Raw genomic sequence first — 14,460 nt, 5'->3', positions numbered from 1 at the left:
GGCTCCCGCTCCGGGCGGCCGGGCGGCTGCATGCTGACGCTCGGCCGGGGAGGCGCCCGGTGCTCAGTCGAGGACGAGTCCGCTGCCGGTCCCGCGCGCCAGGGTGACCGGACGCACCTCCCCGAAGCCGCGCACCTGGCGGGGCGCGTGGGGCGTGAGGACGAACTTCTCGTTGGTGTCGAGCGTGGCGGCGGTGGACCCGTCCACGAGGACCTCCCCGGGTTCCGCGAGCGCCGTGAGGCGCGCTGCGAGATTGACCGTCGGCCCGTAGATGTCACCGAGCCGGGAGAGCACCCGACCCCAGACGAGGGAGCAGCGCGCGGAGGGCAGGAACTCGTCCTCCGTGAACGCCTTGGCGAGCGCCAGTGAGATCTCCGCACCCGCCTCGGGTGACTCGGCGATGTAGAGGACCTCGTCACCGATGGTCTTCACGAGGCGGCCACCGCCCACGGAGATGATCTCTGCACTCTTGTTCTCGAAGCGCTGCACCAGCTGGGCCAGGGTGCGCTCGTTCATCTGGCGGGACAGGCTCGTGTAGGACACGAGGTCCGCGAAGCCGACGGCGCGGGCCAGGGGCAGCGGGGCGTCCTGCTCGTCGCCGTCACGGCCCGCCTCGCTGGACGCGAGCCCCGACTCCGCGCGCAGGGCCAGCCGCTGCACGGCGGCGTTCATCTGCCGGCGCCATGCGTAGACGAGGGTCCGCTCCAGCGGGTCGATCAGGTCCGGGAGCTCCGAGACGAGGGTCTTGCGCGCGTCGGCGTCGGTGAGGCCGCGCTGGGCCACCATCTCCTCGACGATCGCCTCGATCTGCCAGACGACCATGCGGTCCGTCATCTGGCCGACCGCTCGCGTGATGGAGATCGCCGCGTCCTCGGTGAGCTGCTCCTGGCGCACCATGTCGATGATGGTGGTCAGGGCCCCGAGGTCCTTCTCCGTGAAGGCGATGTCGTCGTCGCCGATGTTCGGGAAGCCCATGGCGCGCCACAGCTTCCGCGCCGAGAGCAGCGAGACCCCTGCGCCCGCCGCGATGTCACGGCGTTTCAGCGTGCGCTCGGCTCCCAGCAGTTCACGCTCCAGCCGGCGGATGGTCTCGCGGTCGAGCTCGATGGGCCCGGCCGGCGCCGCCTCCTCCGGACCGGCGGTCGCCATGTCCGGCTGCAGCTGCCAGACCGCCTTCGACGCCGTCGAGGCCGCGGCCTCAGGCGCGTCGTCGAGGCGGCTCGTGTCCGTCCGCGCCTCCGTCGGGATGGCAGGTGCGGTGGCCGGATCAGGAGCCGGGGCGCTGTCGCGCGTATCCCCCGGCGGGGTGGCCGGAGCCGGGGCGCTGTCCGCTGCCCTCACCGGCGCGCGGTCCGATGCGCCGGGGGCGGCGCCCGGGCCGTGGCGGTTCTCGACTGTCACGCTCGCTCGCTCCTGCCCTCGTGGTGCGGCCATTCCTGGCGCGCCCGACCGTCCTGGTTCCGCCCCACCCCGCCCCGGGCGTACTGCGGATCGATTTCCATGTCTACACCATCGAACATGCGGGTCAAGGGCAGGTCGCTGATCGCCTGCACCACGAACTGCTTGAAGCGGGCTATCTGCGGTACGTCCCGGTAGGCGTGCGCCCTGTCGAACCCGAGGTCGGCGATCAGGGTCCCGCTGCCCACCATGCGCCGGATGAAACCCTGCTCGGTCTGCAGCTGCGAGATGGCGGAGAGGTTGATCTGGTGCTCCGACCGCCGGGCCGCACCCCTGCGGTGGATCAGGCGCATACTCGTGAGCACGAACCGGTTGCTGGACCACCGGAGCAGCGGACGGACGAGCACCCGGAGCAGCAGCAGGACCACGACCGCAAGGAGCACCAGCAGGAGCACGGGCTGCCAGTCCCCGAGATCCGCGACGTCGCGGCGCATGAGGAAGCCGAGGCCGAACCCGCCGAGCGCGAGGAGCACGAAGCCGAGGATCACCGGCCCCACGAGCGGTAGGGGCGAGGGCCGGGTCCGGACGAGGACCCGTTCCCCCGGCAGCAGCTTGATGCGCACCGCTACACCTGCGGGCGGAGGTGCACGACGTCGCCCGCCGAGACGGTGTGCCGCTCGCCGTCGTCGTCCCGGATCACCAGGGCGCCGTGTCCGTCGAGGCGCAGGGCGCGGCCCGTCAGGGACCCGCCGGGCAGGTCCGCGCGGACGTCCTGGCCGAGCGTCGCCATGCGGGCGGCGACCCGGGCCTGCAGGGAGGGTCCGCCGTCCCAGTCCGCGTCGGCGTCGCCGTCGACATCGCAGAAGGCCCGGTACCGGTCGGCGAACGTGCGGAGGAAGGACTTCAGCAGGATGTTGCGGTCGGTGGTGCCGGCGTACTCGAGCAGGAGGCTCGTGGCGGTCGGGACGGGCAGCTCGTCATCGGTGAGGCTCACGTTGAGGCCCACCCCGACGACGACGGCGGGGGGTTCGGCACCCGCGCCCGGGACGAACTGCGCGAGGACACCGGCGAGCTTGCGGCCGTCGACCGTCACGTCGTTGGGCCACTTCAGCTGTGGTGCGATCTCCGTCCGGTCCTCCACACTCTCGGCGAGGGCGAGCGCGGCCAACAGGGAGAGCCACGCGTAGGCGGCGGTCGGCACGGGGCGCCCGTGCCGGTTGAACGGACGCAGCAGGATGCTGACGAAGAGCGAGGAACGCTCGGGCGCGGTCCAGCTGCGGTCGAGCCGCCCGCGGCCGGCGGTCTGTACCTCCGCGCACAGGACGCTGAGATCCGGCCATCCAGCGGTCTCCCGCTGGGCATGGTCCACGAGGTCCGTGTTGGTGGACCCGGTCCGCTCGACGATGTCGAGGCGCGGGAACGGACCGGCAGGCATGCACAGGGCTGTCCTCAGCGCACCGGGGTCGAGGCCGGGGCGCTCGAGATTGGAGTAGCGGGAGGACATGCCTTCGATCCTATCCGGCCGGGCGCCCTCCCCACCGGAGCGGGGCGTCGGGGCGTCGGGGGGATCAGGGGGATCAGAGGGATCAGAGGGATCAGAGGGATCAGAGGGATCAGAGGAAGATGTCCGGCACCAGCCGGTCCTCGGTCGCTCCCAGGCTGTACCCGGTGAGGTCCGTGACCCCCTCGTCGCGGAGGACCTGCTCGTCCGTGTAGAAGTTGCCGGTGCAGTCGCGTGCGGCCCGCACGAGCACGGCGTGCGCGGCGTCGGCGACGATGTCGGCGCTGCGGGCGGCCTGCACCATGCGGGTCCCGCCGGGCATGTTGCGGATGGCTGCCGTGTCGATCAACGTCGCGGGCCAGAGGGAGTTCACGGCGACGCCGTCGTCCTTCAGTTCCTCCGCGAGCCCCAGGGTGGTCAGGCTCATGCCGTACTTGGCCATGGTGTAGGCGAGGTGCAGGCCCGCCCACCTCGGGGCGAGGTTCAGCGGGGGCGAGAGGGTCAGGATGTGGGGGTTGGCCGACCGTTTCAGGGCGTCGAGGGCGAACTTGCTCAGCATGAAGGTGCCGCGCACGTTGATGTCCGCCATGAGGTCGTAGCGCTTCATGTCGACGTCGGGGGTCTTCGAGAGATCGATCGCCGAGGCGTTGTTGACCACGATGTCGATCCCGCCGAAGCGACCGACGGTGGCGTCCACGGCGGCGCGGACGTCGTCGTCGTTCCGGACGTCGCCGACGAACGGCAGCGCGGCCCCGCCGGCCGCCTCGATCTGCTCCGCGGCGGTGTACACGGTGCCCTCGAGCTTGGGGTGCGGCTCGCCGGTCTTGGCCATGATGGCGACATTCGCGCCGTCGCGGGCCGCCCTCAGGGCGATGGCGAGGCCGATGCCGCGGCTCCCGCCCGACATGATGATGGTGCGTCCGGCGAGGGTCGGGAGACGGTCCGCCCCGGCATCCGTGGCGGGTGATTCCTGAGCTTCGTCGCGTGCAGTCATGGCACCAGCCTAAGCACTCCCCCCAGCGGGAGCGGCGTGCGACGCACCGATGTTACCGGCGGGTAACATCGCTCGGCCGGCTAATCGATGGGGAGGGAAACTGTAGGGCTCCTACAACAGCGGGCGCCGTGGGCGTCACTAGACTGGGTGAATTGCGCCGGACGTTGTCGGAAACCTCCAGTGACGCAGCGCATACCCCCCGCCACCCGCCGACCGGAGTACCAATGCACCAGGACCTGCAGCCCGACCTCACCACGACGGCCGGGAAGCTCGCCGACTTCCGGAGGCGCACCGCGCTCTCGGAGCAGCCCTCAGGTCCCGAGGCCATCGAGAAGCAGCACGCGCGCGGCAAGAACACGGCGCGCGAGCGCATCGACCTGCTGGTCGACGAAGGCTCCTTCGTCGAATTCGACGCCCTCGCCGTCCACCGCTCGACGGCCTTCGGCATGGAGCGGAAGAAGCCACTGGGCGACGGCGTGGTCTCCGGCTACGCGACGGTGGACGGACGGCTGATCGCCGTCTACAGCCAGGACTTCACCGTCTACGGCGGATCCCTCAGCCAGGTCAACGGCGAGAAGATCGTCAAGGTGCAGGAGTTCGCGCTCCGCAACGGCTGCCCGGTCATCGGCATCAACGACGGCGGTGGGGCACGCATCCAGGAGGGCGTGGCCTCGCTGGCGATGTTCGCGGACATCTTCCGCAACAACGTGCACGCCTCGGGCGTCGTCCCGCAGATCTCCCTCATCATGGGTCCCTGCGCCGGCGGTGCGGCCTACTCCCCCGCGCTCACCGATTTCGTGGTCATGGTGGACAAGACCTCGCACATGTTCATCACCGGTCCCGATGTCATCAAGACCGTCACCGGCGAGGACGTCGACATGGAGACCCTCGGCGGCGCCCGGCAGCACAACACGACGACGGGGACCTCCGCCTACCTCGCCACCGACGAGGCCGACGCCATCGGCTTCGTCCGCGAGCTCCTCGACTTCCTGCCCTCGAACAACCTCGCAGAGGCCCCGCTGACGGAGTTCGTCGAGGAGCCGGACACCACCGAGGAGGACCTCGCCCTCGATGCGCTCATCCCCGACGCCGCCAACCAGCCGTACGACATGCACGCCGTCATCGCCGCGGTGGTGGACGACGGCCACTTCCTCGAGCTGCAGGCCCTCTATGCACCGAACGTCGTCACCGGGTACGCCCGGGTGGAGGGCCACACCATCGGGATCGTCGCCAACCAGCCGCTGCAGTTCGCCGGCACGCTCGACATCAACGCCTCCGAGAAGGCGGCCCGCTTCGTCCGCCACTGCGACGCCTTCAACATTCCCATCCTGACCCTGGTGGACGTGCCCGGATTCCTCCCGGGCAAGGACCAGGAGTTCCAGGGCATCATCCGCCGCGGCGCCAAGCTGCTCTACGCCTATGCGGAAGCCACAGTGCCGAAGCTGACGGTGATCACGCGCAAGGCCTACGGCGGCGCGTACATCGTCATGGGCTCCAAGAAGCTCGGGGCGGACCTGAACCTCGCGTGGCCCACCGCGCAGATCGGTGTGATGGGCGCGCAGGGCGCGGTGAACATCCTGTACCGCGGCCGGCTGAAGGCCGTGGCCGACGCAGGGGGTGATGTCGAGGCGGCGCGCGCCGACGCCGTCCAGCAGTACGAGGAGGAGTTGCTCAACCCGTACCAGGCAGCGGAGCTCGGGTACGTGGACGCCGTCATCGCGCCGTCGGACACCCGGCTCCACATCGTCCGCGGCCTGCGGGCGCTCCGTGACAAGCGGGCATCCAACCCCGCCAAGAAGCACGGGAACATCCCGCTGTGAGCGGCCACCGGGACGGGCACGACGGCGATGCTGCGGCCTCGGCCGATCCCGTCGACGACGCCGAGGGCGCCGTGCTCTCCGTGGTCTCGGGTGCGCCGACGGACGAGGAGCTGGCGGCGCTCACCGCCGTCGTCCTCGCCCTCCGGGATACCGGCGAGGTGGAGGAGGCCCCGGACCAGGGGCGGTCCTGGTTGCGCCGTGCCCTGCTGCGGCTCGGGCCGACCCCCGGCCCCGGCTCATGGCGGCGCAGCGTCCGCTGACGGCGTCCGTCCGTCCGTCCGCCGAGCAGCCCGTCCGAGGGCGTGCGCGGCGTCGGGGCAGCGGCCCTGGCTGCGCCCCGTTCCGGGCCGCGCCGGGGATAGCGCGGGCCGGATCAGGTCACCGCGCCGGGATGGTGCGGCTCCGGCCGCGGAACTCCGCGACCGCCCCGTCCGCCGAGGTGACGTGGACGTCGTACAGGCCGCTCCGCCCGGTGCTCGACAGGACCGACCCGACGGCGGTGAGGGTCTGGCCCTCGTAGGCCGGCGCGAGGAACGTGACGTCGGCCCCGGACGCGACGGTGATGACCCCCGGTGTGCCCGCCGGGTCGTTGCACGCCAGGGCGAAGCACGTATCGGCGAAGGCGAAGAGCACGCCGCCGTGCACGATCCCGAAGCCGTTCACCATGTCCCGGCGGAGCACCATCGAGATGCGCGCGCTGCCGGACTCCGCCGCCTCGACGGAGATCCCGAGCCAGGCGGACATGTGGTCGTTCTCGAGGAGCGGATGGGTGACGGGCATGAGCGGCCTTTCAGGTGTGGAGTCCGGGTCAGAGAGCTGCACTGAACCATGCTCGACGTACGGGGGTGCCCTGCAGGAGGGCATCGCTCATCGAGCGGCCCGCGAGACCGAGGCGCTGGTACTCGCCGAGCACCCGAGCCAGCAGATCGGACCGGTCGAGGTGGGGTTCGGGACCGTCGTCCACCCCGTCCTGGAGCGCGGCGAATCCGTCATGAGCCAGAAGGATGTCGCCCGCGCGCGCTCCGGCCGTCGCGGCCCTGAAGCGTTCCGCATCATCGACGTGCGCCGAATCGCGAGTACTGCGGTTCCACATCACGGGCTCGAGTCCGCTCCTGCGCGCAGCAAGCCAGGCGCGCGATCCCTGGGCGCCGTAGGGCGGCCTGAACCAGTGGACGGCAACCCCGGTGATGTCCTCGAGGTCACCCTTGCTGCGGCGGAACTCCTCCGTCAGCTCCCGGTACGGGCGACCGGTGATCCGCCGGTGATCGACTCCGTGCAGGGCCACCTCATGGCCCTGCTTCACGAGCTCCTGCAGCACGGACGCGTGCGCGGCGACCCTCGTCATGAGGACGAAGAACGTCGCCGTCGCTCCGGCGTGGGCGAGGACCGCGGACAACTGCTCGGTGACAGGTGGCGCCGGCCCGTCGTCGAACGTGAGGACGATCTCCGGGGCCACTGTGGAGACGGCCACCGTGGATCCGATGACTCCCGAGTGCCGCTTGGCGGTCGCCAGCAGTGACCCGCGCACCGCACCGAGTGCGGTCACGACCCGGACCCGCTTTCCACGTCCCGCCGCCATTTCCAGCGCGAACCCCGCGCGTATTCGAGGTAGGCGATGCCGAGGGCTCCTGACATGAGGCCTGCACCGCGGTAGATCGCCCGACGGCCGCGCGCGCGATCGCGCAGGTTCCCGCGAAGCGCCCCCCACGCGCAGCGAGCCGTACCGCCGGCAATCCGGGTGCTCCCCTTCACCAGGGCCTTCGCCCGCACCCGTGAACGGGAGCCGGGGGTTGCGCTCATCTTCAGGTCCACCAGGGTCGCCGTGTTGCCATGGCTCCAGGCCCGGGTCAGCACCCACTTCCTGGTGGTCCGCGACGCGGGCACGTGGTCGAGGGCGGCCGACTCGTCACACCAGACGATCGTTCCGCCACCCTCGATGATGTGCCGGCTCAGCAGGGTGTCCTCGCCTCCTGTGAGCCCCATGGCAGGGTCGAACCGGGCACCGATGCGGCTCATCTGGTGCAGGTCCAGCAGGAGGTTGCCTGCTGCCGCAACGGTGATCGGCGTTCCCGACGGCATGCTGCGCCGCACGAAGAAGCCTCCCGCTGCGATCCAGGGGTCGAGCGTCGTCTCGAAGACGGAGACCACGCGCCCCATGACGGCGGTAGCGCCGGTCGACTGCCAGGTCTCGATCAGCGACGACAGCCACTTCTCGAGCGGTGTCTCGTCGTCGTCGATGAAGACGAGCACGTCACCGTCGGCGGCCTCGTCCAGCGCACGGTTGCGGCCGGCGGAGATACCGGGGACCGGTTCGACGACGTAGGTGATGGACGGGTACTTCTCGGCCACGCCCCGAGCGGAGGCCTGGGGGTCGTTGTCGACGACGACGACCCGGACACCGACGTCCACACCGCCGACCTGATCGAGCTCCGTCACCTGGGCGAGGATCCGTTCGAGCGTGAGATCGAGCGCTGCGGGCCGCTTGAAGGTCAGGACTCCGACGACGACGTCGAGGCGCGTCCTCATCGCGTACCGGTCCCGCGCGCGCTCGCCCGGCGTCCTCGGACGAGCGCGAGCGCGGATCGATAGGCCTGGACGTGCAGCGAACCCGCTTCGGGCCATTCGCGCGCGCCGAGGTCCGGAGCAGCGGTCGGCGGTGTGTCCCGGACGCTGCGCAGCGCCGACTCGAGGTCGTGGGCACTGAGGTCGCCGTCGAAGTGGTGCACCCACCCGGGGCCGACCTCGACGGCTATGTCCGCGGTCACCTCGTTGCGCGGTACCAGGACCGGCCGCTCCAGGGACAGGGCCGCGAGGAGACCGCCCGAGTTGTGCATGAACCGGTACGGCAGGACCACCAGTTCGGACGTCCCGATCACCCGTACGAGGTCCTCGTCCGGGAGGAATCGCAGGTCGAAATGGATATTCCGGGCGTCTCCCGCCAGTTCCCGCAGATCTCTCGCAAGGTCGGGCGAGCTGGGATTGCCTGCCACCAGCAGCGACGTACCCGGTTGCCCCACCGACCGGAACGCCGTGACAAGCTGTTCGACGCCCTTGTACCCGCGGATGAGCCCGGCGAAGCCGAACTGCCCCGGCACCAGTTCTGACCGGGTATGACGATCGAACCACTCGCGGTAATGGCCGTGCGGGACGAGCGTCGCCGGACGGCCGCGTGTCACCGGGGTGTGGACGTTCAGGATGATGAAATGGTCGGTCACGCGATCGATCAGGCGGAGCAGGCCCCTCTCCCGCCGCGAGATGCCGGTGGGCGGGTGCACATTGTGCAGGGTCCTCACGACGGCGGTCCGGCTGAGGCGCCACTTCGCGACGAGGAGGAGGGTGAGGACCTGGCGCACCACCCGCTTCAGGGGACTGTGCCCCGAGCCCAGGTTCTCGGGCCAGTGCAGGTGGACGACGTCGTAGGAGGACAGCAGCGAGGAGCGCCACGTGAAGTTGCTCACCGCTACGCCGTCATGGCCCCGCAGCGCGTCCGCCAGCATCACCAGATAGGGGTTCGTGGTGCTTCTGCCTGCAGGGAACACCTGCAGTACCCTCAACGTGCCGCTCATTCAGGACCTTCCCCCGTTCCGGCAGCGAGTGAACCCGTACACGCCGTCGACGATCTCCACCGCGCACAGACCAAGGCTTCGCTGTCGTCGGCGCGGTCCGACAGCTGCTCAAGGCAAACCTACAGGTGGGTGGCCCTGCCGCTCCACCTGCCCCCGACCCACCGAGCCGGTCGGTCGCGCCCCTCGGACCCGCGTGCGGTGATTCGCGCCGGGCTTGGTGGCCTCCGGCAACCGGTCGGCAGTAGGCTCGGAACGTGACCCACACCACCCCAGCCCCCGCCCCGGGCGAGCAGCCCGACCGCCCGTCCACCGCCATCGACGCCGTGGCCACCTCGTACTACGAGACCCTCCTGGAGCTCATGCCCGACTTCGCCACCGAACTGGGACTCCCGGGTCGCGAGACGGAGTACCGCGACTACTCACCGGCCGGCATCGAGGCACTCACCGAGGCCGCCGGAACCACGCTCCGCCTGCTCGAGGACCTCGCACCGTCGGACGACGTGGACGCCGTGACCCTCGACGCCATGCGCGAACGCCTCGGCCTCGACCTCGAGATCCACGAGGCCGGGCTGGACTACTCCGAGCTGAACAACATCGCCTGCCCGGCCCAGGGCATCCGCGCCATCTTCGACCTCATGCCCACCGCGACCGCGGAGCAGTGGGGCCACATCGCGGGCCGGATGTCCGCCGTCCCTGCCGCCATCGACGGCTACGTCTCGTCGCTGCGCACGGGCCGCGAGCGCGGGCTCGTCGCCGCCCGCCGCCAGGTCGAGATCGTGATCGAGCAGTCCACGAAGTACGCGGAGGACGGCGGCTTCTTCGACGCCCTCGGCGCGACGGACCGGGCCGACGACGGCCCGCTGCCGGAGTCCCTCCGGGAGCAGCTCCGAACGGGTGCCGGTGCAGCCCGCGGCGCCTACCGCACCCTCGCCGCCTTCCTGCAGGACGACCTGCTCCCGGATGCCCCCGAGAAGGACGCCGTCGGCCGCGAACACTACGCCCTGATGTCCCGGCGCTTCCTCGGCTCGGCCGTGGACCTCGAGGAGACCTACCGATGGGGTGTCGAGGAGCTCGATCGCGTCATCGCCGAACAGGAGGCGGTGGCCGAGGAGATCAGTGCGGGCGCGACCATCCGCGAGGCGATGGGCCTCCTCGACGCCGATCCGGCCCGGCAGCTCCAGGGCACCGACGCCCTGCAGGCCTGGATGCAGACCCTCTCGGACAGAGCCGTGGACGCGATGGCCGGCGTGCACTTCGACATCCCGGACGTCATGCGGCGCCTCGAATGCAGGATCGCACCCACGAAGGAGGGCGGCATCTACTACACCGGCCCGAGCGACGACTTCTCGCGACCGGGCCGGATGTGGTGGTCGGTACCCGAGGGCGAGGACTCCTTCACGACCTGGAAGGAGACCACCACCGTCTACCACGAGGGGGTCCCGGGCCACCACCTCCAGATCGCGACCGCCACCTACCAGCGGGCCCTGCTCAACCCGTGGCGCCGCAACGCCATCTGGGTCTCGGGCCAGGGCGAGGGCTGGGCGCTGTACGCGGAGCGCCTCATGCAGGAGCTCGGCTTCCTGTCCGATCCCGGTGACCGCCTCGGCATGCTCGACGCGCAGCGCATGCGGGCGGCGCGGGTCGTGTTCGACATCGGCGTGCACCTCGAACTCGAGATGCCGGAGCGATGGGGCGAGGGCACCTGGACGCCGGACAAGGGGTACGCCTTCCTGAAGGAGAACATCGCCATCAGCGAGGGACAGCTGGCCTTCGAGTTCACCCGCTACCTCGGCTGGCCAGGCCAGGCCCCCGCCTACAAGATCGGCCAGCGCCTCTGGGAGCAGGTCCGGGACGAGGTGCGCGACGCCGAAGGCGACTCCTTCGATCTCCGCGCCTTCCACACCCGGGCCCTCAACCTGGGCTCGGTGGGACTCGACACCCTGCGGCGAGCGCTGGTCGCGTAGCGCGAGCTTCGTCACACGCGGGCGGGCCTGCAGGCCTGCCCGCCCGTGATGGCGGCGGCCGGCGGTCCGGCCTCGTCCCGCTGCGGATAGACGGTGCGTAACATTTCGCAACCTGCACTTCGTCCCGGTATACGCCGACCCCTAGTGTTTCCGGCGTGTCTACTGAAACCACCTCCGTGCCCACGCGGCGACCGCTGCCCCGCTGGGTGACCTCGTTCGGTCCGCAGATCATCGCCGCCCTCGTCGTCGGCCTGGCCCTCGGCCTCCTCGCGAAGAACACCGGCCACACGGCCGAGACGCCCAACGGACTCGGCACCACCCTCGCCACCCTCGGCTCGAGCTACGTGGCCCTGCTGCGCGCCGCCGTCGTCCCCCTCATCTTCACCGCCGTGGTCAGCTCGATCGCCAACCTGCGTGCGGTGAACAACGCCGCGCGCCTCGCCGGCCAGACCCTGCTGTGGTTCGCCATCACGGCCCTCATCTCCGTGGCCATCGGGATCGCGCTGGGAGTCGTCTTCCAGCCGGGAGCCGGCACGGGCGCCACCCAGCCGGACGAGTACACGGGGACCACCGGCAGCTGGTGGGCGTTCCTCACCGGGCTCATCCCGGCGAACTTCCTCGGACTGCAGGCATCCTCCAGTGTCGCCGAATCGGGCTCGGTCACCACGGCGCTGAACTTCAACGTCCTGCAGGTGCTGGTGGTCGCCGTCGCCGTCGGTATCGCCGCGCTCAAGGTCGGCAAGCAGGCCGAGCCCTTCCTGACCTTCAACGCGTCCGCCCTCGCCGTCATCCAGAAGGTGCTCTGGTGGATCATCCGCATCGCACCGCTCGGCACGGTGGGGCTCATCGGCAACGCGGTCGCGGTCTACGGCTGGGACACCATCGGCTCGCTCGGCAAGTTCACCCTCGCCATCTACGTGGGCCTAGTTCTCGTGCTGTTCGCCGTGTACCCGGTGCTGGTCAAGACCCACGGGCTGTCCGTCCGCCAGTACTTCTCCGGCGCGTGGCCGGCGATCCAGCTCGCCTTCGTGTCGCGCTCCTCGGTGGGCACCCTCCCGCTGACCCAGCGTGTGGCGGAGCGGAACCTGGGCGTTCCCCGCGCCTATGCGTCCTTCGCCGTCCCCCTCGGTGCGACGACGAAGATGGACGGCTGCGCGGCCATCTACCCCGCCATCTCGGCGATCTTCGTGGCCCAGTTCTTCGGCATCGACCTGACGCTCACGCAGTACCTGCTGATCGCGCTCGTGTCGGTCCTCGGCTCGGCCGCGACCGCCGGGACCACGGGCGCCGTCGTCATGCTGACCCTCACGCTCTCCACCCTGGGACTCCCCCTCGCCGGCGTCGGCCTGCTCCTCGCCGTCGACCCGATCCTCGACATGGGGCGTACCGCGGTCAACGTCGCGGGCCAGGCCCTCATCCCCACGATCGTCGCCAAGCGGGAGGGCATCCTGGACACCCGTCTCTACGACGCGCAGCGCAACGGTGATCCATTCGCCGATGACAGCACGATCGACGAGGTCGACACTGAGACCGCCGCCTCCGCCACGAACGACGGCATCTCGGTGGCGCGCTGACCGCGGATACCCCCTCCGGTCGCTGACTGCGGCCCGCCCCGACCACCGGGGCGGGCCGCAGTCGTTCCCCGCTAACGATTCGGCGCCGTTCGACGGCACAGCGGCGCTTTCCCGTCCCGGTAGGCGGACCATGGACTCACCTATCCAGCTCGACAAGGTGGTGCGCCATGAACCGATCGCGCACGACGGGGAAGATCCCCGCCGCACTCGCCGTCCTCGCCCTGACCGCAGGCCTCGGCCTCGCGGGGGCGCCGCCGGCATCCGCCGCATACTGCGGCATCACGTGGGGCTCGACGGCCAAGACCGCCCCCACCTCCTCCTCCGCTCCCATCACCGATGTGCGCTCCGGCCGGCACACGTGCTTCGACCGGCTCGTCATCGATGCCCGCGGCCCCGTCTCCGGGTACCGCGTGGCCTACGTGGACCAGGTGACCCAGCCGGGCTCGGGCGCCACCGTCCCCCTCAGGGGTGGTGCACGCATCTCCCTCACGGTCCTCGCGCCGGCCTACGACGCCGCAGGACGGGCCACCTACTCACCGGCGAACCGGACGGAGCTCACGGACGTGGCGGGCTACTCCACGTTCCGCCAGGTGGCCCTCGCCGGCAGCTACGAGGGCCGGACGACGCTCGGCCTCGGTGTGCGGGCGCGCCTTCCCGTCCGTGTCATGGTCCTGCCCGGCCCGGGCACCGGTTCGAGGGTGGTGGTCGACGTCGCACACCAGTGGTGAGGATTTCTACCGGTCCCGGCGCGCCGTCGCTCCGGGACCGGGCCCCGGCCTGGACGGCGACCGGCCCCGGCGTCCCCGGCCCTAGGCTTGGGGCATGACAGCACGCCTGATCCTCGCCTCCAGATCGCCTGCCCGCACCAAGCTCCTCGCCGAGGCGGGCATCGAGCACCGCGTCCTCGTCTCGGACGTCGACGAACCCGCTGTCGTCGCCGCCTACGGCGAGCTCGACCCCCACGACGCATCACTGCTCCTCGCTCGCGCCAAGGCGGAGGCGGTCGCGTCACTGCCCGACGCCGATGGCTCACTGGTGATCGGCTGCGATTCCGTCTTCGAGTTCGACGGCGAGGCCCACGGCAAGCCCTACGAGTCCGCCGTGGCCATCGAGCGCATCAGCCGCATGCGCGGACGGTCGGGCGTCCTCCACACGGGCCACTGGCTCGTGGACACGCGTGACGGCGGTTCGGGTGCGACCATCGGCGCAGTGTCCTCGGCAACGGTGTACTTCGGGGCCATGACCGACGACGAGGTGCGGCGGTACGTGGCCAGCGGGGAACCGCTGCAGTGCGCGGGATCCTTCACCCTCGACGGCCTCGGCGGTGCGTTCATCGACCGCATCGACGGGGACCCGCACGCCGTCGTCGGGCTCAGCATCTCCACCCTGCGAGCGTTGCTCCACTCTGCCGGGGTGCCCATCACCGCCCTGTGGGGCGACGCGCCGGCGTTGTAGGTTCCCTACAAAGGATCGGCACACAACACTCCCTCGGACCACGATCCATGGGCAGAAGCGACAAAGGCGGGCTAGGCTCCGATCTGAGAAGAAGGAGTTCAATCCCCCATGAGCCAGTCCCCCGCAGCCCCGTCCGAGTCGTCCGACACCGGTACCCCGAGCAGCCCCGCCGGTCGCTCGCGGGAACT

General features: G+C 70.7%; 14 protein-coding genes. 6 read left to right on the top strand and 8 right to left on the bottom strand.

The window, feature by feature from the left end:
- Nucleotides 1-63: 63 nt before the first annotated feature.
- The 4 genes from NVV32_RS04785 to NVV32_RS04770 form a co-directional block, all read right to left on the bottom strand.
- A complete protein-coding gene (locus NVV32_RS04785) occupies nt 64-1,149 on the bottom strand; it encodes an adenylate/guanylate cyclase domain-containing protein (protein WP_055770844.1) in 1,086 nt (361 codons plus the stop codon).
- A gap of 248 nt (nt 1,150-1,397) precedes the next feature.
- Nucleotides 1,398-2,021, bottom strand: coding sequence for a PH domain-containing protein (locus tag NVV32_RS04780; RefSeq protein WP_422391556.1), 624 nt, complete (start codon nt 2,019-2,021; stop codon nt 1,398-1,400).
- Nucleotides 2,022-2,023: 2 nt separating this feature from the next.
- Entirely contained in the window at nt 2,024-2,902 is an 879-nt protein-coding gene (locus NVV32_RS04775; protein WP_055770396.1) for a biotin--[acetyl-CoA-carboxylase] ligase, read from the bottom strand.
- A 109-nt stretch (nt 2,903-3,011) separates the two neighbouring features.
- Nucleotides 3,012-3,893 carry an SDR family oxidoreductase gene (locus NVV32_RS04770; RefSeq protein WP_055770393.1) on the bottom strand — a complete coding sequence of 294 codons (882 nt, stop codon included), beginning with the start codon at nt 3,891-3,893 and terminating at the stop codon, nt 3,012-3,014.
- Between the two features lie 236 nt (nt 3,894-4,129).
- On the opposite strand from NVV32_RS04770, the gene NVV32_RS04765 reads away from it, so the two are divergent.
- Entirely contained in the window at nt 4,130-5,713 is a 1,584-nt protein-coding gene (locus NVV32_RS04765; RefSeq protein ID WP_157365866.1) for an acyl-CoA carboxylase subunit beta, read from the top strand.
- Nucleotides 5,710-5,973 carry an acyl-CoA carboxylase subunit epsilon gene (locus NVV32_RS04760; protein WP_235498785.1) on the top strand — a complete coding sequence of 88 codons (264 nt, stop codon included), beginning with the start codon at nt 5,710-5,712 and terminating at the stop codon, nt 5,971-5,973. The genes NVV32_RS04765 and NVV32_RS04760 overlap by 4 nt, the downstream gene beginning before the upstream one ends.
- Nucleotides 5,974-6,091: 118 nt before the next feature.
- Here the strand turns inward: NVV32_RS04760 and NVV32_RS04755 are convergent, their stop codons facing one another.
- From NVV32_RS04755 to NVV32_RS04740, 4 genes are read right to left on the bottom strand one after another with little or no spacing between them, the layout of a single operon-like run.
- Nucleotides 6,092-6,535: a hotdog fold thioesterase gene (locus NVV32_RS04755; protein ID WP_422391555.1), complete on the bottom strand. Its 444-nt coding sequence runs from the start codon at nt 6,533-6,535 to the stop codon at nt 6,092-6,094.
- A complete protein-coding gene (locus NVV32_RS04750) occupies nt 6,522-7,259 on the bottom strand; it encodes a polysaccharide deacetylase family protein (RefSeq protein WP_162237535.1) in 738 nt (245 codons plus the stop codon). The genes NVV32_RS04755 and NVV32_RS04750 overlap by 14 nt, the downstream gene beginning before the upstream one ends.
- Entirely contained in the window at nt 7,256-8,239 is a 984-nt protein-coding gene (locus tag NVV32_RS04745; RefSeq protein WP_055770379.1) for a glycosyltransferase family 2 protein, read from the bottom strand. The genes NVV32_RS04750 and NVV32_RS04745 overlap by 4 nt, the downstream gene beginning before the upstream one ends.
- A complete protein-coding gene (locus NVV32_RS04740; RefSeq protein ID WP_055770376.1) occupies nt 8,236-9,279 on the bottom strand; it encodes a glycosyltransferase in 1,044 nt (347 codons plus the stop codon). Before NVV32_RS04740 ends, NVV32_RS04745 begins: the two co-directional genes overlap by 4 nt.
- Before the next feature lie 254 nt (nt 9,280-9,533).
- Between NVV32_RS04740 and NVV32_RS04735 the strand changes: the two genes are divergently transcribed.
- The 4 genes from NVV32_RS04735 (at nt 9,534) to NVV32_RS04720 (ending at nt 14,272) form a co-directional block, all read left to right on the top strand.
- Nucleotides 9,534-11,243 (top strand): DUF885 domain-containing protein, encoded by a 1,710-nt coding sequence (locus NVV32_RS04735; RefSeq protein ID WP_422391554.1) that lies wholly within the window; start codon nt 9,534-9,536, stop codon nt 11,241-11,243.
- A gap of 155 nt (nt 11,244-11,398) precedes the next feature.
- Nucleotides 11,399-12,817, top strand: coding sequence for a dicarboxylate/amino acid:cation symporter (locus NVV32_RS04730; protein ID WP_422391553.1), 1,419 nt, complete (start codon nt 11,399-11,401; stop codon nt 12,815-12,817).
- A 167-nt stretch (nt 12,818-12,984) separates the two neighbouring features.
- Entirely contained in the window at nt 12,985-13,545 is a 561-nt protein-coding gene (locus tag NVV32_RS04725) for an AMIN-like domain-containing (lipo)protein (protein WP_422391552.1), read from the top strand.
- Between the two features lie 94 nt (nt 13,546-13,639).
- Nucleotides 13,640-14,272 (top strand): Maf family protein, encoded by a 633-nt coding sequence (locus tag NVV32_RS04720; RefSeq protein ID WP_422391551.1) that lies wholly within the window; start codon nt 13,640-13,642, stop codon nt 14,270-14,272.
- Nucleotides 14,273-14,460 lie beyond the last annotated feature (188 nt).

Origin of the sequence: Arthrobacter sp. N1, assembly GCF_048288285.1 — a bacterium.
Lineage (GTDB): Bacteria > Actinomycetota > Actinomycetes > Actinomycetales > Micrococcaceae > Arthrobacter_D.
The sequence above is the reverse complement of the archived record's forward strand: the minus strand, read 5'-3'. Positions and strand labels throughout refer to the sequence as shown.